The 23,760-nt window shown below is 69.3% G+C and carries 25 protein-coding genes; 13 read left to right on the forward strand and 12 right to left on the reverse strand.

From position 1 onward, the window contains the following. The coding region (locus tag LQD00_RS03530) for an IS110 family transposase (RefSeq protein ID WP_232715698.1) at nucleotides 1-266 on the forward strand (266 nt) is incomplete at its 5' end. A gap of 301 nt (nucleotides 267-567) precedes the next feature. On the opposite strand, the gene LQD00_RS03535 is transcribed toward LQD00_RS03530, so the two are convergent. From LQD00_RS03535 to LQD00_RS03555, 5 genes are all read right to left on the reverse strand, one after another. Next, nucleotides 568-1,263 carry a Maf family protein gene (locus LQD00_RS03535; RefSeq protein ID WP_232715699.1) on the reverse strand — a complete coding sequence of 232 codons (696 nt, stop codon included), beginning with the start codon at nucleotides 1,261-1,263 and terminating at the stop codon, nucleotides 568-570. Between the two features lie 3 nt (nucleotides 1,264-1,266). After that, the gene (locus tag LQD00_RS03540) at nucleotides 1,267-1,503 is read right to left on the reverse strand and encodes an acyl-CoA carboxylase subunit epsilon (RefSeq protein ID WP_167330266.1); all 237 of its coding nucleotides are present in this window, start codon (nucleotides 1,501-1,503) and stop codon (nucleotides 1,267-1,269) included. A gap of 11 nt (nucleotides 1,504-1,514) precedes the next feature. After that, entirely contained in the window at nucleotides 1,515-3,143 is a 1,629-nt protein-coding gene (locus LQD00_RS03545) for an acyl-CoA carboxylase subunit beta (protein WP_232715700.1), read from the reverse strand. Between the two features lie 190 nt (nucleotides 3,144-3,333). Then, complete coding sequence (locus tag LQD00_RS03550) at nucleotides 3,334-4,437, reverse strand: LLM class flavin-dependent oxidoreductase (RefSeq protein ID WP_232715701.1); 1,104 nt, start codon at nucleotides 4,435-4,437, stop codon at nucleotides 3,334-3,336. Between the two features lie 141 nt (nucleotides 4,438-4,578). Further along, a complete protein-coding gene (locus LQD00_RS03555; RefSeq protein ID WP_232715702.1) occupies nucleotides 4,579-5,346 on the reverse strand; it encodes a GntR family transcriptional regulator in 768 nt (255 codons plus the stop codon). A gap of 94 nt (nucleotides 5,347-5,440) precedes the next feature. Between LQD00_RS03555 and LQD00_RS03560 the strand changes: the two genes are divergently transcribed. Beyond that, a complete protein-coding gene (locus LQD00_RS03560; protein ID WP_232715703.1) occupies nucleotides 5,441-6,232 on the forward strand; it encodes a biotin--[acetyl-CoA-carboxylase] ligase in 792 nt (263 codons plus the stop codon). Nucleotides 6,233-6,332: 100 nt separating this feature from the next. Here the strand turns inward: LQD00_RS03560 and LQD00_RS03565 are convergent, their stop codons facing one another. Further along, nucleotides 6,333-6,986 (reverse strand): hypothetical protein, encoded by a 654-nt coding sequence (locus LQD00_RS03565; RefSeq protein ID WP_006865874.1) that lies wholly within the window; start codon nucleotides 6,984-6,986, stop codon nucleotides 6,333-6,335. A 112-nt stretch (nucleotides 6,987-7,098) separates the two neighbouring features. Between LQD00_RS03565 and LQD00_RS03570 the strand changes: the two genes are divergently transcribed. From LQD00_RS03570 to LQD00_RS03580, 3 genes are read left to right on the forward strand one after another with little or no spacing between them, the layout of a single operon-like run. Beyond that, entirely contained in the window at nucleotides 7,099-7,680 is a 582-nt protein-coding gene (locus LQD00_RS03570) for a PH domain-containing protein (protein WP_232715704.1), read from the forward strand. Then, entirely contained in the window at nucleotides 7,677-8,357 is a 681-nt protein-coding gene (locus LQD00_RS03575) for a response regulator transcription factor (RefSeq protein ID WP_232715705.1), read from the forward strand. The genes LQD00_RS03570 and LQD00_RS03575 overlap by 4 nt, the downstream gene beginning before the upstream one ends. Before the next feature lie 43 nt (nucleotides 8,358-8,400). After that, complete coding sequence (locus LQD00_RS03580) at nucleotides 8,401-9,771, forward strand: sensor histidine kinase (RefSeq protein ID WP_232715752.1); 1,371 nt, start codon at nucleotides 8,401-8,403, stop codon at nucleotides 9,769-9,771. On the opposite strand, the gene LQD00_RS03585 is transcribed toward LQD00_RS03580, so the two are convergent. Continuing rightward, a complete protein-coding gene (locus LQD00_RS03585) occupies nucleotides 9,743-10,303 on the reverse strand; it encodes a GtrA family protein (protein ID WP_040535547.1) in 561 nt (186 codons plus the stop codon). The genes LQD00_RS03580 and LQD00_RS03585 overlap by 29 nt on opposite strands. Nucleotides 10,304-10,381: 78 nt before the next feature. On the opposite strand from LQD00_RS03585, the gene LQD00_RS03590 reads away from it, so the two are divergent. Next, nucleotides 10,382-11,695, forward strand: coding sequence for a 5-(carboxyamino)imidazole ribonucleotide synthase (locus LQD00_RS03590; RefSeq protein WP_406566948.1), 1,314 nt, complete (start codon nucleotides 10,382-10,384; stop codon nucleotides 11,693-11,695). Continuing rightward, nucleotides 11,692-12,213 carry a 5-(carboxyamino)imidazole ribonucleotide mutase gene (purE, locus tag LQD00_RS03595; RefSeq protein ID WP_006360458.1) on the forward strand — a complete coding sequence of 174 codons (522 nt, stop codon included), beginning with the start codon at nucleotides 11,692-11,694 and terminating at the stop codon, nucleotides 12,211-12,213. Before LQD00_RS03590 ends, purE begins: the two co-directional genes overlap by 4 nt. Here purE and LQD00_RS03600 read toward each other — a convergent pair. The 4 genes from LQD00_RS03600 to LQD00_RS03615 all read right to left on the reverse strand — a co-directional run bounded on the left by LQD00_RS03600 (nucleotide 12,210) and on the right by LQD00_RS03615 (nucleotide 16,271). Beyond that, nucleotides 12,210-13,064 (reverse strand): dienelactone hydrolase family protein, encoded by an 855-nt coding sequence (locus LQD00_RS03600; protein ID WP_232715706.1) that lies wholly within the window; start codon nucleotides 13,062-13,064, stop codon nucleotides 12,210-12,212. The genes purE and LQD00_RS03600 overlap by 4 nt on opposite strands. 6 nt (nucleotides 13,065-13,070) lie before the next feature. Beyond that, nucleotides 13,071-13,445, reverse strand: a complete 375-nt coding sequence (locus LQD00_RS03605) for a nitroreductase family deazaflavin-dependent oxidoreductase (RefSeq protein WP_006865867.1) — start codon at nucleotides 13,443-13,445, stop codon at nucleotides 13,071-13,073. A gap of 88 nt (nucleotides 13,446-13,533) precedes the next feature. Further along, nucleotides 13,534-14,274 carry a TIGR03089 family protein gene (locus tag LQD00_RS03610; RefSeq protein ID WP_232715707.1) on the reverse strand — a complete coding sequence of 247 codons (741 nt, stop codon included), beginning with the start codon at nucleotides 14,272-14,274 and terminating at the stop codon, nucleotides 13,534-13,536. Further along, on the reverse strand, nucleotides 14,262-16,271 hold the full coding sequence (locus LQD00_RS03615) for an LCP family protein (protein ID WP_232715708.1): 2,010 nt from the start codon (nucleotides 16,269-16,271) through the stop codon (nucleotides 14,262-14,264). The genes LQD00_RS03610 and LQD00_RS03615 overlap by 13 nt, the downstream gene beginning before the upstream one ends. A gap of 516 nt (nucleotides 16,272-16,787) precedes the next feature. Between LQD00_RS03615 and rfbD the strand changes: the two genes are divergently transcribed. From rfbD to LQD00_RS03630, 3 genes are read left to right on the forward strand one after another with little or no spacing between them, the layout of a single operon-like run. Next, on the forward strand, nucleotides 16,788-17,723 hold the full coding sequence (rfbD, locus tag LQD00_RS03620) for a dTDP-4-dehydrorhamnose reductase (RefSeq protein WP_232715754.1): 936 nt from the start codon (nucleotides 16,788-16,790) through the stop codon (nucleotides 17,721-17,723). 4 nt (nucleotides 17,724-17,727) lie between these two features. Further along, on the forward strand, nucleotides 17,728-18,624 hold the full coding sequence (locus LQD00_RS03625) for a glycosyltransferase family 2 protein (RefSeq protein WP_232715709.1): 897 nt from the start codon (nucleotides 17,728-17,730) through the stop codon (nucleotides 18,622-18,624). Between the two features lie 44 nt (nucleotides 18,625-18,668). Then, nucleotides 18,669-19,802, forward strand: coding sequence for a mannose-1-phosphate guanylyltransferase (locus LQD00_RS03630; RefSeq protein WP_154882873.1), 1,134 nt, complete (start codon nucleotides 18,669-18,671; stop codon nucleotides 19,800-19,802). A gap of 114 nt (nucleotides 19,803-19,916) precedes the next feature. On the opposite strand, the gene LQD00_RS03635 is transcribed toward LQD00_RS03630, so the two are convergent. Continuing rightward, nucleotides 19,917-20,564 carry an O-methyltransferase gene (locus LQD00_RS03635; protein ID WP_232715710.1) on the reverse strand — a complete coding sequence of 216 codons (648 nt, stop codon included), beginning with the start codon at nucleotides 20,562-20,564 and terminating at the stop codon, nucleotides 19,917-19,919. A 277-nt stretch (nucleotides 20,565-20,841) separates the two neighbouring features. Between LQD00_RS03635 and sigE the strand changes: the two genes are divergently transcribed. The 3 genes from sigE (at nucleotide 20,842) to LQD00_RS03650 (ending at nucleotide 23,750) form a co-directional block, all read left to right on the forward strand. Continuing rightward, a complete protein-coding gene (sigE, locus tag LQD00_RS03640) occupies nucleotides 20,842-21,462 on the forward strand; it encodes an RNA polymerase sigma factor SigE (RefSeq protein WP_232715711.1) in 621 nt (206 codons plus the stop codon). Nucleotides 21,463-21,693: 231 nt separating this feature from the next. Next, nucleotides 21,694-22,215: a hypothetical protein gene (locus LQD00_RS03645; protein WP_232715712.1), complete on the forward strand. Its 522-nt coding sequence runs from the start codon at nucleotides 21,694-21,696 to the stop codon at nucleotides 22,213-22,215. Next, nucleotides 22,212-23,750 carry a S1C family serine protease gene (locus LQD00_RS03650; protein ID WP_232715713.1) on the forward strand — a complete coding sequence of 513 codons (1,539 nt, stop codon included), beginning with the start codon at nucleotides 22,212-22,214 and terminating at the stop codon, nucleotides 23,748-23,750. Before LQD00_RS03645 ends, LQD00_RS03650 begins: the two co-directional genes overlap by 4 nt. Nucleotides 23,751-23,760: the final 10 nt, after the last annotated feature.

Here is a 23,760-nt window from a genome sequence, read left to right on the forward strand (position 1 = left end):
TCGTCGGCGTCGCCCCACTACCGGCCTCCTCGGGCAAAACCCATCGTCACCGACTCAACCGAGGTGGTGACCGGCAAGCCAACAGCGCCCTGCACATGATCGTGGTCGGCCGGATGAAAAACCATCCACCCACCCGCGCCTACGTCGAACGCCGTTCCGCCGAACACAAAACGAAGAAAGACATCATCCGCTGCCTCAAACGCTACGTCGCCCGCGAAGTCTTCAAAGACCTCACCACCGACCTCGGAGCACTGGACAAGCTATAGGACCATCTCGTCGCTTGCGCTCCTCGCACCTCAGGCAGCAGAGCTGGGTGCGTCGCGATCTTTCGGATCAGGCAGCAGAGCTGGGGGCGTCGCGCTCTTTCGGATCAGGCAGCGGACATGGGTGCGTCGTGCTGTTTCGGATCAGGGAGCGAGTGGTAGCGCTCGCTCGCACCTCGGGAGCGGCATCGCCGCGGATGGACGAATGCGGAATGACGTCACACGCGACATCAGTCCGGCTGTCCGACTTCGGCTGAAGTCGTTCCCACAGATTGATGTCGCGCGCGACATCAATCTGGGTGGGCTAATGCAGCCAGAAGTCGGTGACCGACAACCCGACCTCGGTCAGCAGGCGCTGTACCAGCGGTAGGCCGATCCCGATGACCGACGACGGGTCGCCGTCGATGCGCTCGACCAACCAGCCGCCGAGGCCGTCGAGGGTGAACGCGCCCGCGACCTGCAACGGTTCGCCGCTGTCCACGTAGCGTGCGATCACGTCGTCGTGGACGTCGGTGAAATGGATTGTCGTGGAGGAGGTCCCGGCCGCGGTGGCGGAACCGGCGCCGGGGCTCAGCCGGATCAGGTGATGGCCGGTGAGCAGATCGGCACTGCGCCCGCGCATCTCGCCCCACTGGGCCAGTGCGCGTTCGGGGGTGTGTGGCTTGCCCAGCAGGCGGTCGCCGAGAAGCAGCATCGAGTCGCAGCCGATCACCACGACCGTCTCGCCGTTCTCGACCGCGCCGGCGAGGTCCGGGAGCGCGGCGACGGCCTCGGCCTTCGCGCGCGCCAGCGCGGCGACCACGGCATCGGCGGGGGTGCCGGGCGGCAACTGGGCGAGCACCGCGTCCTCGTCCACGTCCGAGACACGGACCACCGGCTCGACACCCGCGGCCCGCAACACCCGGAGACGGGCGGGGGAAGCGGATCCGAGCACGAAAACCGGGCCGGCGGTGGCCGGCCCGGTCTCGTGTGTGTTCGACCCGATCTGGGAGTCAGGCACGTGTCAGTAGCGCAGGTTGGTGAAGCTCGACGGTGCGCCCCACTGCGGACGCAGACGGTCGACGGGACGACCCCAGTCGTTGCGGATCTCCGGTTCCGGCTCGCCACCACCGGCGCCCGCGCCGGCCAGGACACTCACCAGAACGGCGAGGTCCTCGTCGGTCGGGTTGCCGTTGACGACGGTCAGGAACGGCTTCTCGGCTGCCTTCTCGGTGCTCTCGTTCACGGATGCCTCACTCACGCCGCTCTCGCTCACAGGGGGATGTTCCCGTGCTTCTTCGGCGGCAGGTTGACCATCTTGCGCTCGAGCAGCTTGAGCGCGGTCGCAATCTGGCCGCGGGTGTGGCTCGGCGGGATGACCGCGTCGACGTATCCGCGGGCCGCGGCGACGTACGGGTTGACGAGGGTGTCCTCGTACTCCTGCTGCAGCTCGAGGCGCAGTGCGTCGACGTCCTCGCCCTTCGCGGCGGCTTCCTTGAGCTGGTTGCGGTAGACGAAGCCGACGGCGCCGGAGGCGCCCATGACGGCGATCTGCGCGGTCGGCCACGCGAGGTTCACGTCGGCGCCCATGTGCTTGGAGCCCATGACGTCGTATGCGCCGCCGTAGGCCTTGCGGGTGATGACGGTGATCTTGCCGACCGTTGCCTCGCCGTAGGCGTAGAGCAGCTTGGCGCCGCGTCGGATGATGCCGCGGTACTCTTGGTCGGTACCGGGCAGGAAGCCGGGCACGTCCACCAGGGTGACGATCGGGATGTTGAAGGCGTCGCAGGTGCGCACGAAGCGGGCGGCCTTCTCCGAGGCGTCGATGTCGAGGCAGCCGGCGAACTGGGTCGGCTGGTTGGCGACGATGCCGACGCTGCGTCCGTCGACGCGGCCGTAACCGACGATGATGTTCTTCGCGTAATCGGCCTGGATCTCGAGGAATTCGTCGTCGTCGAGGATGCGACGGATGACCTCGTGCATGTCGTACGGCTGGTTCGGCGAGTCCGGGATGAGCGTGTCGAGCTCGAGGTCCTCGTCGTTCAGGGTGTCCTCGATGGACCCGGCGGCCGGCTGCGCGACCGGCAGGCGAGGTGCGTCGGCGCGGTTGTTGCTCGGCAGGTAGCTCAGCAGCTCCTTGACGTATTCGAGCGCGTCCTCCTCGTCGGAGGCGACGTAGTGTGCGGTGCCCGACTTGGCCATGTGGGTGGTCGCGCCGCCGAGTTCTTCCTGCGTGACCTCTTCACCGGTGACGGTCTTGATGACGTCGGGGCCGGTGATGAACATCTGGCTGGTCTTGTCGACCATGACCACGAAGTCGGTCAGTGCGGGCGAGTACACGTGGCCGCCGGCGGCGGCACCCATGATCAGCGAGATCTGGGGGATGACGCCCGACGCGCGGACGTTGCGGTGGAAGATCTCGCCGTACAGGCCGAGGGAGACCACGCCCTCCTGGATACGGGCTCCGGCGCCGTCGTTGATGCCGATCAGCGGGCGGCCGGTCTTGATGGCCAGATCCATGACCTTGACGATCTTCTCGCCGTAGACCTCACCGAGGCTGCCGCCGAAGACAGTGGCGTCCTGCGAGAATACGCAGACCTCGCGGCCGTCGATCGTGCCGTAACCGGTGACCACACCGTCTCCGACCGGTCGACGCTCGGCGAGACCGAAGTTGGTGCTGCGGTGCTTGGCGAGTGCGTCGAGTTCGACGAACGATCCCTCGTCGAGCAGGTGGGTGATCCGCTCACGGGCGGTCAGCTTGCCCTTCGCGTGAGTCTTCTCGACGGCGGCCTCGCCCACGGGGTGCTTCGCCTCTTCGAGACGATTGCGCAGATCGGCGAGCTTCCCCGCTGTCGTGTGGATGTCGGGAGCGGCGGAATCGTCGCGTGAAGCTGTGGTCATGACTGTCGATGCTAACTACCTGAGTGTGAGCCACGTCAACCGGATCAACGTGAGATATCCCTCAGGTTCCCGAGCGATCGGTCGGTGGTGGTCCGTTTGTCCGTTTTTCGGTGCCCTCGGGTGCCCCTGAGCTGGACGAACGCGGTCCCGCGCGGGTCGACGGACGACCCGCGCGAGACCGCGATCCGACTCACACCGCGGCGAGGTGACTGACGCGCGGTGCCACGTTCTGCATGAAGGCCGAGACATCGGTCGTGTAGTCGGGGAACGACAACACGCTGCGGTCCACGCCGGCGACCCGGTCGAGATCGTGGAGGAACGCGGCGACGCGGTCGTAGGAGCCGACGAGGTGCGGGTGGAACAGACAGGAACCGGTGACGACCGCGGCGCGGGTCGGGTGGTCGAAGTCGACGTCGAGCACCTGGCGACGCTCCTGGGTCTGGATCTTCGCCGACATCCCGGTCGGGTCGCCGGCGGCTGCGGCGCGGAGCCCGTCCGCGGCCTCGACGTCGGTGTCGGCGGCGAACGACTGCACCATCTCCACCGCCTCGGCGTCGGTGGGGGCGGTGATGATGCCGTACAGCGCAGCGGTTCCGACGTCGCGCCCCGCCCGCGAGGCGACGGTCACGAGGTCGGCGCGCGCCTTGGCGACCTGGTCGAAGTCACCCAGCACGAAGTTCACGTCGGCGCGATTGGCGGCGGCCTCGATCGACCGCGGGGACTGACCCGGGATGATCACCGTGACCCCGTGACGCGGTGTCGGCTGCACGAGGCAGTCGTCGAGCCGGAAGTGTTCGCTCTCGTACGTCATCCGTCCGGTCTCCCAGAGGGTCCGCAGGATGTGGACGTACTCGTCGACGTAGCCGTAGCGCTTGCTCGGATAGTCCTCGCCCGGCCACAGACCCATCTGCGCGTATTCGCTGCGGTTCCATCCGGCGACGATGTTGATGCCGAACCGTCCGCCGCCGGCGTCGTCATATGTGGCGGCGATCCGGGCGGCCATCGCGGGATGGACCGACGGTGCGCCGACCGAGCCCCAGATCTTGATGGTCGACGTCGCGCCGATGAGCGGTCCGACGACCGCGAGCGGGTCCTGGGCGTAGTCCCAGAAGCCGCTGCCCTCGGAGCCGTAGCCGCGGAACTTGGACATGGTCAGCACGAATTCGTAGCCGGCGGCCTCGGCGTCGACCGAGATCTGTTTGTTCAGTTCATAACTCGGCATGTACTGCGGGGAGGCCTTGGACAGGATGTAACCGTTGTTGACCGTCGGGAGGAAGACGCCGTACTTCATCATCGAGACTCCTGGGGTGAGGTGAGCGGGAGAAGATCGCCGGGGCGTTCTGAGATGAAGGTAGGAATCCGGTGTTTCGTGGACCGTTCCGACGGCGTAAACGAACTTTGCGCCGGTGCTCGCGCCCTCTACCTGCGACGATGCTCAATCCTGCATCGTGACTGCCAGCGGGTCGGTGACGAACGACGTCCGGTCGGCGCGGTAGTGGTCGAAGGACACCTGCAGCGGACGCCCGTCTGCATCAGAGAACACCTGGGTCCGGCACAACACCGGCGAGCCCTCGGCGATACCGAGTTGTTCGCTCGTCCGGGCGTCGGCAGCCGCGGCCGTCACCTCGGTCACCACATTCGCGATGGGCGCCGAAAAGTGCAGGGAGGAGAGGGAACCCATCGTGACCGGACCCGTGTACGCGTCGAAGTCGAACGTGACCTCCGCGGAGAAGTAGGCGGTCCGGACCCCGATCACCTCGCCGTGGCGTCGGAACAAGATGTCGAGGAGCCGGACGGATTCGTCCTCCGTCGCCAGACATGATCGGAGGAACTCGGTCGTCGCGACCGTGCGCTGATCGAGGATCTGCAGCGAGATCTCGGGGTCCTGCCACGACTTGTCCACGGTGTCGGAGATCTCGAGCCGCGCATGTCGCGGATGGACGATGGTCCCCACCCGGGGTCTCCGGACGAGAAGACCGTCCTCGGCGAGCGACCGGAGCGCGGCGCGGACCGCTCCGCGGCTCGCGCCGAGTTCGCTGACGAGCGCGTCCTCGGCGAGTTGTGCCGACTCCGGCAGATGGCCCGCGCGGATCGACGCCGCGATCATGTCGCGCACCCATCGCACGGTGGAGTGGCGGCCTCGAGCCGATCCGCCGTGCATCCGTGGGTGTTTCGAGGGCTGGGCGAAGACATCGACATCCATGTGCGCACACTAGGGACCGTTTGCTACGCGAACGTTTCGGCGGGTTTGCGCCGCTCGTCATCCCTCGGCGAGGCACCCAGTAGGTTCTTCAGACATGACCCTCGACGCCGATCTGCTCCGGACCCGACTCGCCGACACGCGCTGGCACCGGATCGAGGTGGTCGACGCGACGGGGTCGACCAACGCCGATCTCGTGACACGCGCGGCCACCGAATCGATCGACGGGGCGGTGCGGCTGACCACCGATCAGACCGCGGGCCGCGGACGCCACGCCCGGACGTGGACCGCGCCGCGCGGGACCCAGCTGGCGATGTCGGTGGCGGTGGAGGTCGGTGAGCACACCGAGGACCTCGGTTGGCTGTCGCTGCTGGCCGGCCTCGCCGCGGTCCAGGGCATCGGCGAGGCGGTGGGCGTGCGGCCGACCCTCAAGTGGCCCAACGACGTTCTGATCGAGGGGCGCAAGACCGCCGGAATCCTGTCGGAGTACACGCGTTCGCCGCACACCCGGCACGGGGACGGGGGAGTGGCGGTGATCGGGACCGGCCTCAACACGACGATGACGCAGGAGCAGTTGCCGGTGCCCACCGCGACGTCGTTGCAGCTGGCGACCGGCAAAGACGTCCCGCTCACCGAGCTCGCGGCGTCGTACCTGCGGGCGTTGTCGGAGCTGCTCGACCTCTGGCCGCACGACGTCGACGGACTCGCGGCTCGCTATCGGGAGGACAGCGACACCATCGGGCGGCGCGTCCGGCTGGTGCTGCCGGGCGACGAGGAGGTCGTGGGCACCGCGACCGGCGTCGACGCATCCGGGCGGATCGTCGTCGACGCCGACGGGCGGCAGGTGATCGCGGCCGCAGGCGACGTCACGCACCTGCGGCCGGTCTGACTTCGACGGGGCTCAGCCGGCGGGGAGACGGGGCTCAGCCGGCGGGGAGACGGGGCTCAGCCGGCGGGGAGACGGGGCTCAGCCGGCGGGGAGACGCGGCTCAGCCGGCAGGGCGCTGCAGGCTCTTGATGCCCATCGCGGGGATGATCGTCAACGGCGGCAGGCCGATGACGAAGTGCAGGATCGCGGTCTCGATGCCGACCGAGGTCTGCTGGTAGGTGAGGATCGGGATCAGCACCGCGGCGACCAGCAGCAGTCCGACGATCCAGCGGTAGAACTGGTTGGGCGCCGGCGTGATCAGCTGGAGGACGTACCAGAGGGCGCCCGCGGCGAGCGCGCACAGGAAGCCGACGACGCCGAACCAGATCTCGCTGGCGGCCACCGGATTCCACACACCGAGCTTGCCGGACTCGTTCACCTTCTCGACGAAGGCCGAGATGATCCACGCGACCAGCCAGGCCGCCAGGCCGGTGACCACACCGGTCATCACCACGCCACCGGCGAAGGTGACCGGGTTGACGTCGGGGCCGCGGCGCGGCGCCCGGGCCGGCCGCGGCTGCTCCGCGTATCCACCCGCGGCGCGATAGGCGTCGCCGCCGCCGTAGGGCTCGGCGGGGTACTGGTCGCGGTACGGCTCCTCGTAGGGCGCGCCCTGCTGGCTGTAGGCACGCGAATCGGGGTTGTAGCCGGACTCGTAGCGGGCGGTCCGGGGATCGGGATCGCGGTGCGGGCCCCGCGGGTCCTGGTAGGTCATCACATTCTCCTCGCCGACCGCCCCAATGTGCCCGGCAGTCGATCGGTACTGGTGCCTCGCAGTCTACTCAGCGTGCCCCCCGGGCACGCCCGTCCCGATTATGCTGAGCCGCATGGCTTACCCGCGGGAGAACCTGGCGCCCGGTGAACGTGTGGTTCTCCACCGGCACCCTCATTGGAAGTGTCTGCTCGGGCCGTTCCTGCTGTTCGGGATCATCACCGCGGGCGCGGGTGTCCTCGCCGGCGTGATCGCCGGATCGTCGATGGGTTCGACGCCGCGGACAGTGCTGCTGATCGTCGTCGGCGTGGTGTGGGCGCTCGGCCTCATCTGGTACTTCATCCGCCCGCTGCTGTCCTGGAAGACAACGCACTTCGTGCTGACCGACCGCCGGGTGATGTTCCGCAACGGAATCCTCACGCGGTCCGGGATCGACATCCCGATCCGGCGCATCAACACCGTCGAGTTCCGGCACGGCGTCGTCGACCGGATGCTGCGGACCGGCACGCTGGTCATCGAGTCGGCCTCCGACGAACCGTTGTCCTTCGACGACATCCCGCAGGTGGAGAAGGTCCACTCGCTGCTCTACCACGAGGTGCTCGACATGTACGGCGACGACGACCACCCCGACGCCGCCTACGGCGACCCGGACGGACCCGCCGACCGTCCCGAGAGCAGAGGGGCGCGGGAGCGTTGACCAACGTGCTGCTCGCCGAAGACGATGCCGCGATCGCCGAACCGCTCGCACGTGCACTGACCCGTGAGGGATACGGGTGCGAGGTCGTGAGCACCGGCGCCGACGCGCTGGAGAAGGCTCTCGACAGTCATTACGAGCTGCTCATCCTCGACCTCGGCCTGCCCGTTCTGGACGGACTCGAGGTCTGCCGGCGGGTGCGTGCCCAACGTCCCGCGCTCGCGGTCCTCATGCTCACCGCGCGCACCGACGAGGTGGACTTCGTCGTCGGGCTCGACGCCGGTGCGGACGACTATGTGGGCAAACCCTTCCGGCTCGCGGAACTCCTCGCCCGCGTGCGCGCCCTGCTGCGGCGCCGTCAGCCCGGCGACGGTGACGAGGTGCTCGAGGGCGGCGAGATCCGGCTCGACGCCCGGGCGCGTCGCGTCCTGGCCGACGGACAGGACCTCACCCTGGCGAACCGCGAGTTCGATCTCCTGCGGTTCCTCATGGAGCGCGCCGGCGAGGTCGTGACGCGCGAGGAGATCCTGACCGAGGTCTGGGGGTCGGCGGATCTGCGGTCGTCGAAGACCCTCGACATGCACATCTCGTGGCTGCGCCGGAAGATCGGCGACGACCGGCACAGCCGCCCGCGGCACATCGTGACCGTGCGCGGCGTCGGCTTCCGGTTCGATCCCTAAGCCGATGCCCATGCGACCGGCCTCGATGCGCCGCCCGGCGTCCATGCGGCGACGCCTGCTCACCACCATGATCGGCGTCCTGATCGCGGTCGGCTGTCTGCTGGGCATCCCGTTGAGCGTGGTCGCCTGGTGGTGGGTCGCCGACAACGCCCACCAGGACCTCGACAACCGGCTCAAGATCATCGCCGATCAGCTCATCCGCCAGGAGGGCGCCGACGGGCGAATCCCGCGCGACTCGGTCAACCGGGAGTCCTTCGAGTTGCTCCTGCCGCCGAACGGGCGTCTGACGATCACCTACCCGGATCTCGAGGGGACGGCTCAGCGGTTGGTCGTGGGCGCCGACATCGGGGGTCCCCGGCTGTCGGAATCCATCGGTCTGGGCTCCGCGGGAATGCTGACCCTGTCCATCCCGCGCGACGAGGTCCGCGACGACCAGATGACCGCGACCGGGATCGTCCTGCTCGTCGTGCTCTCCTCGGTGATCGGCGGATCGGTGGTGGCCGCCGTGACCGCCGGCCGGATCGTCGACCCCCTGACCGATCTCGCCGACCGGGCGGCGACGCTCGGGCGTGCCGACTTCCGCACCGAATGGAAGATGTACGGCATCGCCGAGCTCGATCGGGTGTCCCGGGCGCTCGCCGACGCCAACACCGCGCAGGCGCTGCGGATCGAGCGGGAGCGTGAGATCGCCGGCGACGCGTCGCATCAGCTGCGCAGCCGGCTGACCGCCATCCAGCTGCGCCTCGAGGAACTGACACTGCACGAGGACCCGGCGGTGGTCACCGAGGCCGAGGCCGCGCTCGATCAGGTCGAACGACTGGCCACCGAACTCGACGAACTGGTGGAGGCCTCGCGGGCCGACGAACCCGCACCGCATTTCATCGACGTCGGGGAGATGCTCACCACGCTGGTCGAGGACTTTCGCCACGCCTTCGATGCCCAGGCCCGTGAGCTGACCGTGGAGGTCGACGGGGCGCCACAGGCACTCACCTCGCAGTCCGGGCGCCTACGCGAGGCGGTCAGCGTGCTCGTCGACAACGCCTTGCAGCACGGCCGCGGGATGTGCCGGATCGACGTGAGCACGCTGCAGGCCGGTGATCTGGTCCGCATCACGGTCGCCGACGAGGGCGAGGGGGTGGCCGACGAGATCTCCGCGCACATCTTCCGGCGGGGGTTCTCGGCCGGGAAACGGCCGGGTGCCGGTCGCAGCGGCGTCGGACTGTCCCTGGCGCGGGCGCTCATCGAGGCCGACGGCGGACGACTGGAACTCACCGTGCGACGCCCACCGGTCTTCGCGATCGTCGTCCCGGCCCGGTATGCGAGCGGCTACGGCGAGGACCCGGACGAGCAGGAGGATCCGGGTCAGGACGACTCGGACACCGGCATCACGCGTGACCGAGTTCCTCATCGTTGAGTTCGGCGAGCGTCGGGTGCAGGTCGGTGGACCCGGCATCGCCGCCGCGCAGCAGCTCCTCGGGGAACGCGAACTTGCGCAACGCCCAGAACCGGAAGGCCATCTGCATCAGGTTGCCGATGATGTAGCCGAGGACGAAGTCGACGACGACGACCTCGGACACACTGAGGTTGGACCGCATGTCGAAGACGTTGTTGCCGATGAACAGCGGTGCGGCCTGCAGGATGACACCGATCCCGCTGATGATGAAGAACAGCAGCGCCTCGTGGTGCCGCTCCCGGCCCCCGCGGTTCTTGAAGGCCCACTCGCGGTTGAGGATGTAACTGAGGATCGTCGCCAGCACACCGGCGATGACTTTGGCGATCACCGGCTTGGTCTCGAGGATCGTGAGACTGAGGCTGTAGAAGATGGCGAGGTCGAAGACGAACGTCGTGCCGCCGACCATCGCGAACTTGATGAGTTCGTGGTGCCGCATGACGAGCCGTCGGACCGGCGCTGGGAGGCGAGCGATCAGCTCGTCGATCAATGGCACAAGATCCGAGTGTACGAAACAAATCGGTCGGGACAGTTCTCCGGGCGGTTGTGCGGATGACGGACCGGACATGGAACGATGGTTCGCGTGAATCCTCGCGTGCCGGATGAAGGGCCCGAAAACGGGCCGGTGACCTCGAATTCCACGGTGCCTCCCACTCCCGAAGCGGCACGGAGTGCCGGTGCAGCGTCGGGTATGCCGAAGGTCACGATGATCGGCGGCGGACAACTCGCCCGGATGACCCATCAGGCCGCGATCGCCCTCGGCCAGTGTCTGCGCGTCCTGGCCGCGTCCGAGTCCGATCCCGCCGCGCAGGTGAGCGCCGACATCGTCCTCGGTTCGCACGACGAACTCGACGATCTCCGCCGCGCCGCCGCAGGTGCCGCCGCACTGACCTTCGACCACGAGGGTGTGCCGCTGGCGCACCTGGAGGCGCTCGAAGCCGAAGGGGTGGCGGTCCTCCCGCCGTCGAAGGCGCTGCACTTCGCCCAGGACAAGCTGGCCATGCGCGTGCGGCTGGCCGAGCTGGGTCTGCCGGTACCGGCGTTCGCCGATCTTGCCGGCGACCGTGAGGCCGCCCGTGCGCGTCTCGTCGAGTTCGGCGAGGCCAACGAGTGGGAGATCGTCATCAAGGCGGTCCGCGGCGGATACGACGGCCGCGGGGTCTGGCTGGTCGACGGCGCCGACGAGGCGCTCGCGGTCTTCGACGAGTACCCGTCCGACGCACCGGCGCTGCTCGCCGAGCAGAAGGTCTCGATGCGCCGCGAACTGTCGGCGATGATCGCTCGGTCCCCGTTCGGGCAGGGCGCCGCGTGGCCGGTCGTGGAGACGATCCAGCGTCATGGCCAGTGCGCCGTCGTGCTCGCGCCCGCACCGGATCTCTCCGACGAGGTCGCCGAGCGGGCCCAGCAGATGGCGTTGCGTCTGGCTGATGAACTCGGCGTGGTCGGCGTCATGGCGATGGAACTCTTCGAGACCGTCGACGGGGAGCTCGTCGTCAACGAACTCGCGATGCGTCCGCACAACAGCGGTCACTGGACGATGGACGGCGCGGTCACCTCGCAGTTCGAGCAGCATCTGCGTGCCGTCCTCGACTACCCGCTGGGCAACACCGCGCCGAGCTCGCCGCTGACCGTGATGGCCAACATCCTGGGCGCACCGGCGGCCCCGGAGATGTCCATGGACGAGCGTCTGCACCACCTGATGGCGCGCATGCCCGAGGCGAAGGTGCATCTGTACGGCAAGGGCGAGCGGCGCGACCGCAAGATCGGCCACGTGAATGTCGTCGGCCGCCAGGGTGAATCGATGGAATCGGTGCGTGAGCGCGCCGAGCGTGCCGCGCAGTGGATGTCGCACGCGACGTGGACCGACGGATGGGATGTGCATTCATGAGTGAGACCGCAGAGTTCCGGGGTCCCCGGGTGGGCCTGATCATGGGCAGCGACTCCGATTGGCCGACGATGAAGGCCGCTGCGGAGGCGCTCGCCGAGTTCGACGTGCCGTTCCAGGTGGGCGTCGTCTCCGCACACCGCACCCCGCAGCGGATGCTCGACTATGCCGCCGGTGCCGCCGCCAATGGCATCGAGGTCATCATCGCGGGAGCCGGTGGGGCGGCGCATCTTCCGGGAATGGTCGCCTCGGCGACGCCGCTCCCGGTCATCGGTGTGCCGGTGCCGCTGCGTCACCTCGACGGCCTCGACTCGCTGCTGTCGATCGTGCAGATGCCCGCGGGTGTGCCCGTCGCGACCGTCTCGGTCGGCGGAGCGCGCAACGCCGGGCTGCTCGCCGTGCGCATCCTCGCCTCGTCCGACCCTGCCCTGCAGGAACGGATGGTGTCGTTCCAGAAGGGCCTCGAGCAGATGGTCCTCGACAAGGATGCCGCGCTGCAGCAGGAGCTGCTCGGCGACTAGCCCTGTGCGGCAGGGGATTCCGGAGTGGTGGGCGGCAAGCCGAGTTTGTCGGTGAAGAAGTCCATCACCCGGTCGAAGGCCTCCCTGGTGGGTTGTCCGGGTTCGTCGTAGAGATCCTCGGTCAGCACCGAATGCGGCCGGGGGAACATCGAATCCGGGTTCGCCGTGTCGTCGGGGAGTTCGATCCCGATGAACGAGTCGCCGAGAAGTTCTTGGAGATGGGTGAAGCGCGACCGCGGCGAGAGTTGGTCGCCGGCGAAGCGCAGACCCATCACCTCGAGACCGCGTGCGCACCGCGCCTGGACCTTGGCGAGGTCTGCGGCGTCGACGTCGATTGCGCGGGCGCGCCCGGGGAGCACCGCGAACGGCAACGACGGCTGGGAGAGCACCGGCGCCACCATCCGTTCGTCGGTGGCCATCGCCAGCGCGAACCCGCCGGTGAAACACATCCCGACTGCGCCGACGCCGGGACCGCCGCAGCGATCGTGCTCGAGGGCGGCGAGTTCGCGCAGCCACGCTGCGACCGGTGAGGTCTTTCCCGTTGCGAGAATGGTGAATTCGCGGGTGATGCAGGTCTTGGTGATGGTGCCCAGCATGTTGCGCACCGCTCCCACGCGGCCGAGATTGTCCGGCCGCGGGTCCTGGCCGTCGACCCCGAACAGCGACGGCATGACGGCCGTCGCGCCGAGATCGGCGATGCGCCGGGCCACATTGGCCACCTTCGGGCTGATGCCCGGCATCTCGGCGATCACGATGACCGCCGGACCCGTGCCCTTGCGGTACACACGGCGGGTGTCGCCGCGCAGGGTCACGTCCTCCGCGGCGAAGTCGTCGAGCGGATCGTCGGCCATCGCGGCTCAGTCCTTGTGGAGGGTGCCGAGGAGCGCCGACTCGAAGGGCATCGCGAAGATCTTCGCGCCGCCGGCGAGGTCGGGGGAGTCCGACGGCACGACGCGGGGTCCGGTCACCCGATAGCGCTTGTCCTTGCGGACGATGGTGAACGAACCCGCCGCCTGCACGTTGCGCACCCAGTCGGTGTGCCTGCCGTAGGTGAGGACGATCGTGAGCTTGTCACGGTCCACCCAGGCCAGCACCGGGTTCGAATAGGTCTTCCCGGACTTGCGGCCGACGTGCTCGACCATGGCGAACGGGGGCAGATGAGGCGCCCACATCCGCTGGATCGGATTGGTGACGATCTTGTTGAACCGGGCCAGTGCGTCAGGTAGTCGCATGTGCCCACTGTGCCTCAAAACCCGCGATCCCGCGGGGCCTTGGTGTCTGCTCCCGCGGGGTCGCGCGGCATTTGCGGCAATCGAGAACTCACTCGGCGAAGACGACGCCGGCCTTCTCGACCTCGGCGATCGCAGTCACCCGTTCCGCGTCCGCGTTGGCGACGTGCACGAGACTTCCGCCGGCGATCATCGGCGCGAGCAGGTGCGCGAGAACGTCGGATGCGCCGTGCCAGGGGCGCGTCGACACCACCCGGGTGCCGGCGCCGATGCCGTCCCGCTCGGCGACCGTGCGGGCCTCGGTGATCACCTCGGCCGTCGGGGCGCCGTCGAGCGCCTCGACCGCGGGGGACCGGGAGACGAACTGGTCACCGTGCACCCGTACGACGCTGCCGTAGTCGCCGACCCCGGGCGGAAGGTCACGCAGGGGCAGGGCGAACGGATCGAGCGACGCCACCACGACCTCGTCGGCGTCGGGATGGCCGTCGAGCCGGTCACGAGAGGTGAAGACCACCAGCGCTTCCGACGCGGCCTCCGTGGCGTCCGGTCCCGGGAAATGGACATCGGCGCCGGACCACAGTGCGCCGAGCACGATTCCGGCTGTCTGCCAGTGCTCGGGCAGATCCACGACCACCACATCCCCGGCACCCACGCCGATCTCGTCGGTCAGATAGTTGGCGGTCTTCGCCGCCCAGTTGCCGAGGGTGGCCGCCGACAGCTCGGTACGCTCGCCCGTCGCCTCGTCGTAGTAGGTCAGCAGCGGACGCGAATGATCGGCCACCGCACCGAAGATCGCGTCGGCGACGGTGTTCGGAGTGGTCAGTTCACGCACATCGGCCCCTTGGTCCCGGCGGTGATCGGCGGCCGCTTGTTGCCGACGCGCTCACTGGCCGGGGTGTTGTCGGTCTGGTCGCCGGTGTCGCCGAGCCCGCCCGGTCCGGCGTAGGTGTTGGTGAGGATCACCTTGAGCTGGTCATCGGCGAGATTCGGGTCCTCGACGACCTTCACGCCGCCGAGGTCCTTCGCGAGCAGTCGGGCGGCGTCGCCGTTCTCCTTGGCGTAGACCACCGAGTCCTTGGTGTCGGCCTTGCCACTCGAGGTGTCCCCGGACTGATAACCCTTGTTGGTCAGGATGTTCGCGACATTCGACCCGAGCCCATCGATCGTGCCGGCGTTGACGACGTCGACCTTGAAGTCGCCGCGCTGGGTGTCGCCCGCCGCCTGCTGCGGAGTGAGGAGATTGCTGGTGTAGGTCTTCACCGCCTGCGGATCGACCTCGACGACGGACTGCAGCCCGTCCTCGCTCCAGCCCTGCTCGGTCACGATCGGGATGGTCGCGAACTTCACGCGGCCACCGCTGAGATCCTTGAGCTGCTCGGCGAAGTTGATGATGTTCCAGCCGTCGTCGATCACGATGGAGCGCGCCACCGCGTTCTGCATCTCCGAGAGCTTGCCCGGATCGGTGAGAGTGCCTGCGGAGAGCACCTTCTGGGTCAGCGACGCCATGAAGGCCTGCTGGCGCGTGATGCGGTCGAGGTCGCCACGGGGGAGTCCGTGACGTTGACGCACGAAGCTCAGGGCGCGGGGACCGTCGAGCGTCTGGACGCCCTTGCGGAACCGGGCGCCGCTGAACGGGTCCCGGACCGGCGCGTTGAGGCAGACGTCGATGCCGCCGACCGCGTTGGTCAGCAGGACGAAGCCGAGGAGACCGACCTCCGCGTAGTGGTCGACCTGGACGCCGGTGAGGTTGGCGACGGTGTCCACCAACGCCTTCCGGCCCGCGAGCGTGCCTTCCTTCTCCGCTTCCTCGGGCGACTGCCCGGCCTCGACGGCGCGGGCGCGCACGCCTTCGCGGGTGGTGCCGTAGGCGGCGTTGATCTTGCTCATGCCGATTCCCGGCACGTCGACGTAGGAGTCACGCGGGATCGAGATCGCGGTGGCCGACGAACCGTCCTCGGGGATACGCACCAGCAGGATGGTGTCGGTGTTGGTGGCGACCTCCTCGCCCGAACGGAGGAGCTTGATCTCCTCCGGCGAGAGCGGGTTGCCCTTCGCGTCGGTGCGGGAGTCGGTGCCCACCAACAGGATGTCGACGGCGCCGTCCTTCGCGCCGCCCAGGCCGAGGCCACCGAGCTGCGTGATGCGGGTCTCGAGATCGGACATGGTGTTCCAGGCGTAACCGGTACACAGCAGCACGGCGACCGATGCGATCGCGATCAGCGCACGACCCCACCCGGCTCCCGACGCCCAATGGGCGCGCGGGCGCGACGAGGTGCCGGGCGGCGCGGTCGGCGGCGTCGCGGATGCGGTGGATTCTGCACTCACCGCGAGTTTCTCGGTCACCGCGGCGGCGCCGGCGGTGGCTGCCGATCCGCGCTTCCTACGTCGAGGAGCGCCGGAGGCGGTCTTCGAGGGTGCCCCAGTCTTCGGTGCCCCCGTCTTCGGTGCGCCCTTGCTGGGGACGGCGTTCTGGACCGAACCCTGTTCGGCAGTCGCTCTGGGAGCAGCCGACTTCGGGGCGCCGGACTTCGCGGCGGCCGCCTTCCGAGGTCCTGCCACCTTCGCCGGACCGGCCTTCTTCGCGGCGTTTTTCTTCGCCGGAGCCGGAGCCGGAGCCTGCTCGGCGTCGGGTCGGGGCCGGCGCTTGCGGGCGGGGTCCTGCGGCGCGGGCCGCTGACGTTCGGCGGGCTTCGACCGCGTGTGGATCTCGCCGGAGGATCGTCGACCGAGAGGCTCGTCGGCACGACGCGGCCGGCGGGGCGTTGCCGGATCCTGCGGGGGCACGCGCCGCCGGGGATCACGCTCGGCGGCGGGGCGTCGTCGGGGCATCCCCTCGTCCCGGGCGGGGATCCGTTCCGGGGGCGGCTGGCGTCGTGCACGCTGCGCGGAGTCTGCTCGGTTGGGTTGCTCGGGAGCACGCCGAACCACGCGGCGTCGCGGACCGGCCGCCTCGGCGTCCACAGGACGCGGGCGGGCACCCTGATTAGGCCGTCCCGGTTCACCAGCGCGTTCGCCGCGCACGGGCCGTCGGCCGTTCTCGGCATCCGGAGTGCGCCGGTTACCCGGCTCCGGCGGTACCGCACGCCGGGGGCGCGGCCGCCCACGTGCGCCGTCGGATGGTGAATCCACTGGTCAGCGGTCCCTTTCGAGGTCATCATGCTGCTCGACGGTGGCGCCCGGTAGGTCCGCGCCCTGGGATTGTCGGTGCAGAAGTGAAAGTTGGTGTTGTCCTGTCGCCAGGCTACTGAAGTGATTCGGGAATTCGAGAACGCAACGCCGAGGAGTGGAGTAGCGGTCGTCACGTGGATGACGGCGGAGTCGTGGACCACCGTGGTCTGCGGCACGATGGAGCGCATGCGTGTCACGCCCAGCACCCCCACCGTGTACATCGTCGGCGCCGGCGGTCAGCTCGGCAGCGCACTCCAGGGGAGGTCGGCGCAGGCACCCGATTCCGTGGTGTGGCGCCCCCTGACCTCGGCCGACATCGACATCGCCGACGAGACGTCGGTGGCGGCCGCGCTCGGCGACCTCGGCCCCGACGACGTCGTCGTCAACTGTGCCGCCTACACCGACGTCGACGGTGCCGAGTCGGACCTCGCCGGTGCACGCCGCGTCAACGTCAGCGGTCCCGCCGTGCTCGCCGCCAACACCGCCGCCGCGGGGGCGTGGCTGATCCACGTCTCCACCGACTACGTGTTCCCGGGTGCCGCACCCGACACCGACCGCCCCGACGGCTACGAACCCGACGACGTGAGCGGCGAACCGGCCACCGTCTACGGGGCCACCAAACTGGCGGGCGAACGCGCCGTCCTCGAGGCGGACCCACGCGCGACCGTCGTGCGCACCGCCTGGGTGTACACCGGCGGTCCCGAGAGCCGCGACTTCGTCGGGACGATGCGGCGCCTCGAGCAGTCCCGCGACACCGTGTCGGTCGTCGACGACCAGCTCGGGTCGCCCACGTACTGCCTCGACCTCGCCGACGGGCTGTGGGAACTCGTCGCCGCCGGGCCCCGCCCCGAGGTCACCGGCGCCGTCCTGCACGCCACCAACGCGGGCCGTGCGACCTGGTTCGACGTGGCCGCGGCCGTCTTCGAGGAGGTCGGCGCCGAACGGTCACGCGTGCTGCCCACGACCACGGCGGAGTTTCCGCGCCCGGCACCGCGCCCGGCCTACTCGGTGCTCTCCGGGCGTTCCTGGGCCGCGGCAGGGTTGACCCCGCTGCGGGACTGGCGTGCCGCGCTGCACGCGTCGATCGTCACGTCAGAGGGTTCGTTACCCTGAGCCGGTGCCCGCTCAGCTAGCCGTCGTCACGGTGACCTACTCCTCCGGTGATCACCTCGCGACATTCCTCCGCAGTCTCGACGCCGTGACCGAGGTGATGCCGCAGGTCATCATCGCCGACAACGGCTCCGACGACGGCGCACCAGAGAAGGCCGAGCAGGACTACGAGTCCGTCACGCTGGTCCGCACCGGCGGCAACCTCGGCTACGGGCGTGCGATGAACCGCGGCGTCGCCGAACTCGATCCCGACATCGAGTTCGTGCTGATCGCCAACCCCGACGTCGAGTGGAAGCCCGGCTCGATCGACGAGCTGCTCGCCGCCGCGCAACGCTGGCCGCGTGCGGGGTCGCTCGGACCGCTGATCCGCGAACCCGACGGCACGGTCTACCCGTCGGCGCGTCGTGTCCCGGACCTCGTCTCCGGCACCGGCCACGCCATCCTCGGCACGGTGTGGAAGTCCAACCCGTGGACCGCGGCCTACCGCGCCGACGACGAGGCCCCCTCGGAACGGGCCGTCGGGTGGCTCTCCGGCTCGTGCCTGCTGATGCGTCGCGAGGCCTTCGACGCCGTCGGCGGCTTCGACCCGCGCTACTTCATGTACATGGAGGACGTCGACCTCGGCGACCGACTCGGCAAGGCCGGCTGGCAGAACGTCTACGTGCCCTCCGCCGAGATCGTGCACACCAAGGGACACAGCGCGGGCCGGCACCCGGAGAAGATGCTGCCCGCGCACCACGAGAGCGCCTACCGGTTCCAGGCCGACCGCAACCCCGGCGTCCTACGCGCCCCGCTGCGGCTGGCGCTGCGGGCCGGACTGGCCGTGCGCTCCCGTCTCGCGGTACGGGCCGCCCGCCGCGCGCTGTCGGCCCAGGACACCCCGACGAGCGAAACCAACGGATAGGTGCTGAAGTGAGTACCGATCATCACGAAGAAGGGACCGATCAAGTGGATCAATACACCGTGCGCGACTCGGTGGGGAGTGAAGCCGTCGGGGGATCGGGTCCGGTCGCCGAGGACGTCCAGGCGGTCGTCCTCGTCGGCGGCAAGGGCACCCGGCTCCGCCCGCTCACCCTCTCGGCGCCCAAGCCGATGCTGCCCACTGCGGGCCTGCCCTTCCTCACCCACCTGCTGTCGCGCATCCAGGCGGCCGGTATCCGCGACGTGGTCCTCAGCACCTCGTTCAAGGCCGAGACGTTCAGCGAGTACTACGGTGACGGCTCCAAGCTCGGACTGAGCATGCGCTACGTCACCGAGGAGGAGCCGCTCGGCACCGGCGGCGGTATCCGCAACGTCCTCGACGAGCTGACCGCCAAGACCATCGTCGTCTTCAACGGCGACGTGCTCGGCGGCACCGATGTCCGTGACGTCATCGACACCCACCGCAAGGCCGACGCCGACGTCACCATCCACCTGGTCCGGGTCAGCGATCCGCGCGCATTCGGGTGCGTGCCGACCGACGCCGACGGTCGGGTCACCGCCTTCCTGGAGAAGACCCAGGACCCGCCGACCGACCAGATCAACGCCGGCACCTACGTCTTCGAGCGCGAGATCATCGAATCGATCCCGTACGGCGTGCCCGTCTCGGTGGAGCGCGAGGTGTTCCCGCGTCTGCTCACCGAGGGCAAGCACGTCCACGCGCACGTCGACCACGCCTACTGGCGCGACATGGGCACCCCGGAGGACTTCGTCCGCGGTTCGGCCGACCTGGTTCGCGGCATCGCGCCGTCGCCGGCACTCGGTGACCGGCGCGGTGAGTCGCTGGTCCACGAGGGTGCGGGCGTCGGCCCGGGTGCGCTGCTCATCGGTGGCACCGTCGTCGGCCGCGGAGCCGAGGTCGGCCCCCGCGCCCGCCTCGACGGTGCGGTGGTCTTCGACGGTGCGGTCATCGAGGCCGGCGCGGTCGTCGAGCGCTCGATCATCGGGTTCGGCGCGCGTATCGGTCCGCGGGCACTGATCCGCGACACCGTCGTCGGCGACGGCGCGGACATCGGCGCGCGCTGCGAACTCCTGCGCGGCGCCCGGGTCTGGCCGGGAATCGAGATCCCCGACAACGGAATCCGTTTCTCGACGGACGTGTAGAGGCGCCTCGCGAGCTCGGCGAGCGTGTAGAATCCGCAAACCCACCCTTTTTCGGCAAACCCAGCACCCCTCGAGGGGGTGGATATGCCGAAAAAGGGTGGGTTTGTGTTCGGGTCAGCGCGTCTTGACGGCGGCCAGCACACCGGGTCCGAGCGGGATGACGACCGGCAGCAGGCGCTCGTCGTCGGCGATCAGCAGGGCGGCCTCGCGAGCAGCGGCCGTCGGCGGGTCGGTGCGGGACGGGTCGCCCACGGTGCCGTCGGCGGTCGCGTTGTGCACCACCACGACGCCGCCGTCGCGCAGCATGCGCACCGCCTCGGTCACGAACCGCGGCAGGTCCAGCAACGGACCGTCGATGAAGACCAGGTCGTACGACGAGTCGGACAGGCGCGGCAGCACATCGGAGGGCGTGCCGTTGATCAGACGCGTACGGCCGGGGGAGATGTCGGCCCCGGCGAACGACGCCCGTGCGGCGCGATGGTGTTCGGGCTCGGGGTCGATGGTGGTCAGGACACCGTCGGCGGCCATGCCGTTGAGCAGCCACAGGCCGCTGACGCCGGTGCCGGTCCCGATCTCGGCGACCGCCTTGGCATCTGCGGTACGGGCCAGGAGCGCGAGCAGCGCACCGACCGCGGGGCTCACGGGCGTGGCGCCCAGCTCCTCGGCGCGAGCACGGGCGGCGATGACGGCATCGTCCTCGACGATCGCCGACTCGGCGTAGGCGATCAGATCGGGGCCGGCGGACGGGGTTGACTCGGTCACGCGTCGAGGTTAACCGCCGGTCGCTACAACCCGGACATGGCACGCCGACCTGCGCGAATCCGGGCCGCTCCACATCCTCAGGGAACACTCAGCCGACTCATACGGCGACCACACTCCGGTAGGAGAGGGTAAAGGCGTCCGGTTGACGGTATTTCCGTTCCTGGTTGGTGTGAACGCCCGCCGAACGGGGAATACCCGATCGGTGCGACGTTGTTCCACACGGTGAGTGCTCAGGGTCACCGGGCTGTGTTCACGAGAGAGGAACCGACCACCCACCATGACCGATTCCCGCGATTCCATCGACGACGCGTCCGCCGTTCCGGCGGGCACGGCAGGCTTCGACGCCACCGGCGACGAGATGCTGATGCCGTCATGGGACGAACTGGTGCGCGAGCACGCCGACCGCGTCTACCGCCTGGCCTACCGGCTGTCGGGAAATCAGCACGACGCCGAGGATCTCACCCAGGAGACCTTCATCCGGGTGTTCCGGTCGCTGTCGAACTACCGGCCCGGCACCTTCGAGGGTTGGCTGCACCGCATCACCACCAACCTGTTCCTCGACATGGTCCGCCGCCGCAGCAAGATCCGCATGGAGGCGCTGCCGGAGGAGTACGACCGGGTGCCGGCCGACACTCCCGACCCGCAGCAGATCTTCGACGCCACCAATCTCGATCCCGATCTGCAGCGCGCACTCGACTCGCTGGCGCCCGACTTCCGCGCCGCCGTCGTCCTGTGTGACATCGAGGGTCTGTCCTACGAGGAGATCGCCGCCACGCTGGGCGTCAAGCTCGGCACCGTCCGCAGCCGCATTCATCGCGGCCGGCAGAGCATCCGGGACGCGCTGGCGGCTCAGGGCCACACCAGCAGCCGTTCCGTCGCCATCGGCGCCCACAGCTGACGTGCCGTTCCGGCATCGGTCGATCGTCGGACACCTCACCTCCGCTGTCTGGTCGGCGAGGTCCGGGAACCACGAGACGACGAGCGTCGTTGTCTGACTCGGATAAGCTGAGACGTTGCGTGCACGCCACGCGCGGCGGCACAGTCCGCCGGCGGTGAGTACCGTGGCGAACAGACTCGGCAGGCTGAGATCGGATTGCGGCGGACACGTCGTGGAGAGGGGTGACCGACGATGATGGACGGCGATCGCGGGCGTCCGACCCGGGGCGGCGGTGTCGAGCCCCCGACCCCAAATCTTCGTCGCCGGCGGTCCTCCTGGAGTGCGGACTCCTGGACACCGGCCCCGTCGTCCTTCCTGCCCAACCGCGGCTATCGTGCGCCCGGCACCGCCGGCGGGCGCCGCTTCGCACCCACCGAACATCTCGCCCCCGAGGCGGTCGCCGCCTTCGTCGACGGTGAGCTCGGTATGTCGGCACACGCCCGCGCCTCCCACCACCTCGCGCTCTGCCCCGAATGTGTGGCAGCCGTCGACGCCCAGTCCCTGGCCCGCACCCGACTCCGCGAGTCCGGCCAGGTGTCGGTGCCCGCCTCGCTGCTCGGTGCGCTCTCCCAGATCCCGACCCGCGAGATCGATCTCGGCTCGGACGCCCCGACCGACGGCATCCCCGGCGCCCGCGACGCGATGCGCCCGCCCGCGAACCCGCTCACGCGTGAGACCGGCCGTGGCCGCAACTTCCGCCGTCGGGGTCGGTGAACGTGGCCGACGGAACCGGATCGCAGGACGAGGACACCTCGATTCCCGGTGGTGACGCGCAGTTCGCCCGCCGCGAAGATCCCCCGAACACCCAACGCCTGACGCCCGGACGGCCACGGCACTCCCCGGTGTCGCCGTCGACCGCGCAGGTCTTCGGCCGGCCCTCCGGGGTTCGCGGGTCCTTCGCGACCACGCCGAACAGTCAGTCCGCGCCGCAACCCCACGTCGCAGATCCGGATCCGGTGCTCGCCGAGGCCTTCGGCCGCCCGCCGGGTTCCGACGAGACCCTCCAGCGCGACCCGCTCGCCTCCTACGGCCAGACCGAGGAGGAGCCGCGAGGCAACGACCCCTGGCGTGACCCGGAGAGCCCGGCGCGGCTCGTCGACCCGGCACTGCGGACCTCGTCGGCGGCGCCGGCCACCGACCCCGGGCCCAAGCTCGGTGTTCGAGATGTGTTGCTGGGCAACCGGATCAGCTGGAGCGCGCTCGCAACGCTCGCGATCATCGCCCTGCTCATCGCTCTCGTCGGCGGCCTGATGGGGCGCTGGACCGCCGAGGTCGCGGCCCCGCTGACCACCGATTCGGTGGAGCTGTCCACCGACGACTCCGGTGACGGATCGGCACCGCGCTCGTCGATCGCCGAGGTCGCGCGGGCCGTCGAGAAGTCCGTCGTCGCCATCGACGTCCGCGCGTCCGGGGCCTACTCGACCGGTTCGGGCTTCGTCATCGACAAGTCGGGCTACATCCTCACCAACAACCACGTGATCGCGATGGCCGCGAACGACAAGGCCGCGAAGCTCGAGGTCATCTTCTTCGACCGTCAGCGGGTTGCCGCCCGCATCGTCGGTCGTGACCCCAAGACCGACCTCGCGGTGCTCAAGGTCGAGAACGTGAAAAATCCCACCGTCTCGGTCCTCGGTAGTTCCGCCGATCTGCAGATCGGCGAGGAGGTCGTCGCCTTCGGATCGCCACTCGGCCTCAACCGGACCGTGACGAGCGGCATCGTCAGCGCCACCAACCGTGCGGTGGCCCTCACACCCGACGCCGAGTCCGACACCGATGCGGTCATCGACGCGATCCAGACCGACGCCTCCATCAACCCCGGCAACTCCGGCGGCCCGCTGGTCAACGCCGACGCCAAGGTCGTCGGCATCAACACCGCAGGTCGGCTCGGTGCCGGCGGCGGTTCCATCGGCCTCGGCTTCGCCATCCCGATCGACGAGGCCAAGCCCATCGCCGAGGCCCTCATCCGCGACGGCAAGGTCAACCACGCCCAGATCGGAATCAACGCCAGCTCGGTCCGCAACGAGCGGGTCCTGGGCGCGCAGGTGCGCAACGTGGTGTCCGGCGGACCGGCCGAACGTGCGGGTGTCCGCGAGAACGACGTCGTCACCTCGTTCAACGGACGGCCCATCGAAAGCGCCGACGAGTTGAATGTCGCGGTCCGGACCGCGAAGATCGGTGAGGAGATCCCGTTCCAGTACTGGCGGGACGGGCGCACGTTCAACGGCAAGATCACGCCGCAGAGCGACTGACACCGGGACG

Origin of the sequence: Gordonia metallireducens (assembly GCF_021245825.1) — a bacterium.
GTDB lineage: Bacteria > Actinomycetota > Actinomycetes > Mycobacteriales > Mycobacteriaceae > Gordonia > Gordonia namibiensis.

Excerpts from the sequence above, each read along its gene's own strand:
- sigE (WP_232715711.1), top strand. The coding sequence starts at position 20,842 with ATGACCGATTCCCGCGATTCCATCGACGACGCGTCCGCCGTTCCGGCG.
- rfbD (WP_232715754.1), top strand. The coding sequence starts at position 16,788 with ATGGAGCGCATGCGTGTCACGCCCAGCACCCCCACCGTGTACATCGTC.
- LQD00_RS03615 (WP_232715708.1), bottom strand. The coding sequence starts at position 16,271 with ATGCCCCGACGACGCCCCGCCGCCGAGCGTGATCCCCGGCGGCGCGTG.
- LQD00_RS03545 (WP_232715700.1), bottom strand. The coding sequence starts at position 3,143 with ATGACCACAGCTTCACGCGACGATTCCGCCGCTCCCGACATCCACACG.
- LQD00_RS03570 (WP_232715704.1), top strand. The coding sequence starts at position 7,099 with ATGGCTTACCCGCGGGAGAACCTGGCGCCCGGTGAACGTGTGGTTCTC.
- LQD00_RS03645 (WP_232715712.1), top strand. The coding sequence starts at position 21,694 with ATGATGGACGGCGATCGCGGGCGTCCGACCCGGGGCGGCGGTGTCGAG.
- LQD00_RS03605 (WP_006865867.1), bottom strand. The coding sequence starts at position 13,445 with ATGCGACTACCTGACGCACTGGCCCGGTTCAACAAGATCGTCACCAAT.
- LQD00_RS03600 (WP_232715706.1), bottom strand. The coding sequence starts at position 13,064 with ATGGCCGACGATCCGCTCGACGACTTCGCCGCGGAGGACGTGACCCTG.
- LQD00_RS03555 (WP_232715702.1), bottom strand. The coding sequence starts at position 5,346 with ATGGATGTCGATGTCTTCGCCCAGCCCTCGAAACACCCACGGATGCAC.
- LQD00_RS03550 (WP_232715701.1), bottom strand. The coding sequence starts at position 4,437 with ATGATGAAGTACGGCGTCTTCCTCCCGACGGTCAACAACGGTTACATC.
- LQD00_RS03565 (WP_006865874.1), bottom strand. The coding sequence starts at position 6,986 with ATGACCTACCAGGACCCGCGGGGCCCGCACCGCGATCCCGATCCCCGG.
- LQD00_RS03580 (WP_232715752.1), top strand. The coding sequence starts at position 8,401 with ATGCGGCGACGCCTGCTCACCACCATGATCGGCGTCCTGATCGCGGTC.
- purE (WP_006360458.1), top strand. The coding sequence starts at position 11,692 with ATGAGTGAGACCGCAGAGTTCCGGGGTCCCCGGGTGGGCCTGATCATG.
- LQD00_RS03590 (WP_406566948.1), top strand. The coding sequence starts at position 10,382 with ATGGTTCGCGTGAATCCTCGCGTGCCGGATGAAGGGCCCGAAAACGGG.
- LQD00_RS03560 (WP_232715703.1), top strand. The coding sequence starts at position 5,441 with ATGACCCTCGACGCCGATCTGCTCCGGACCCGACTCGCCGACACGCGC.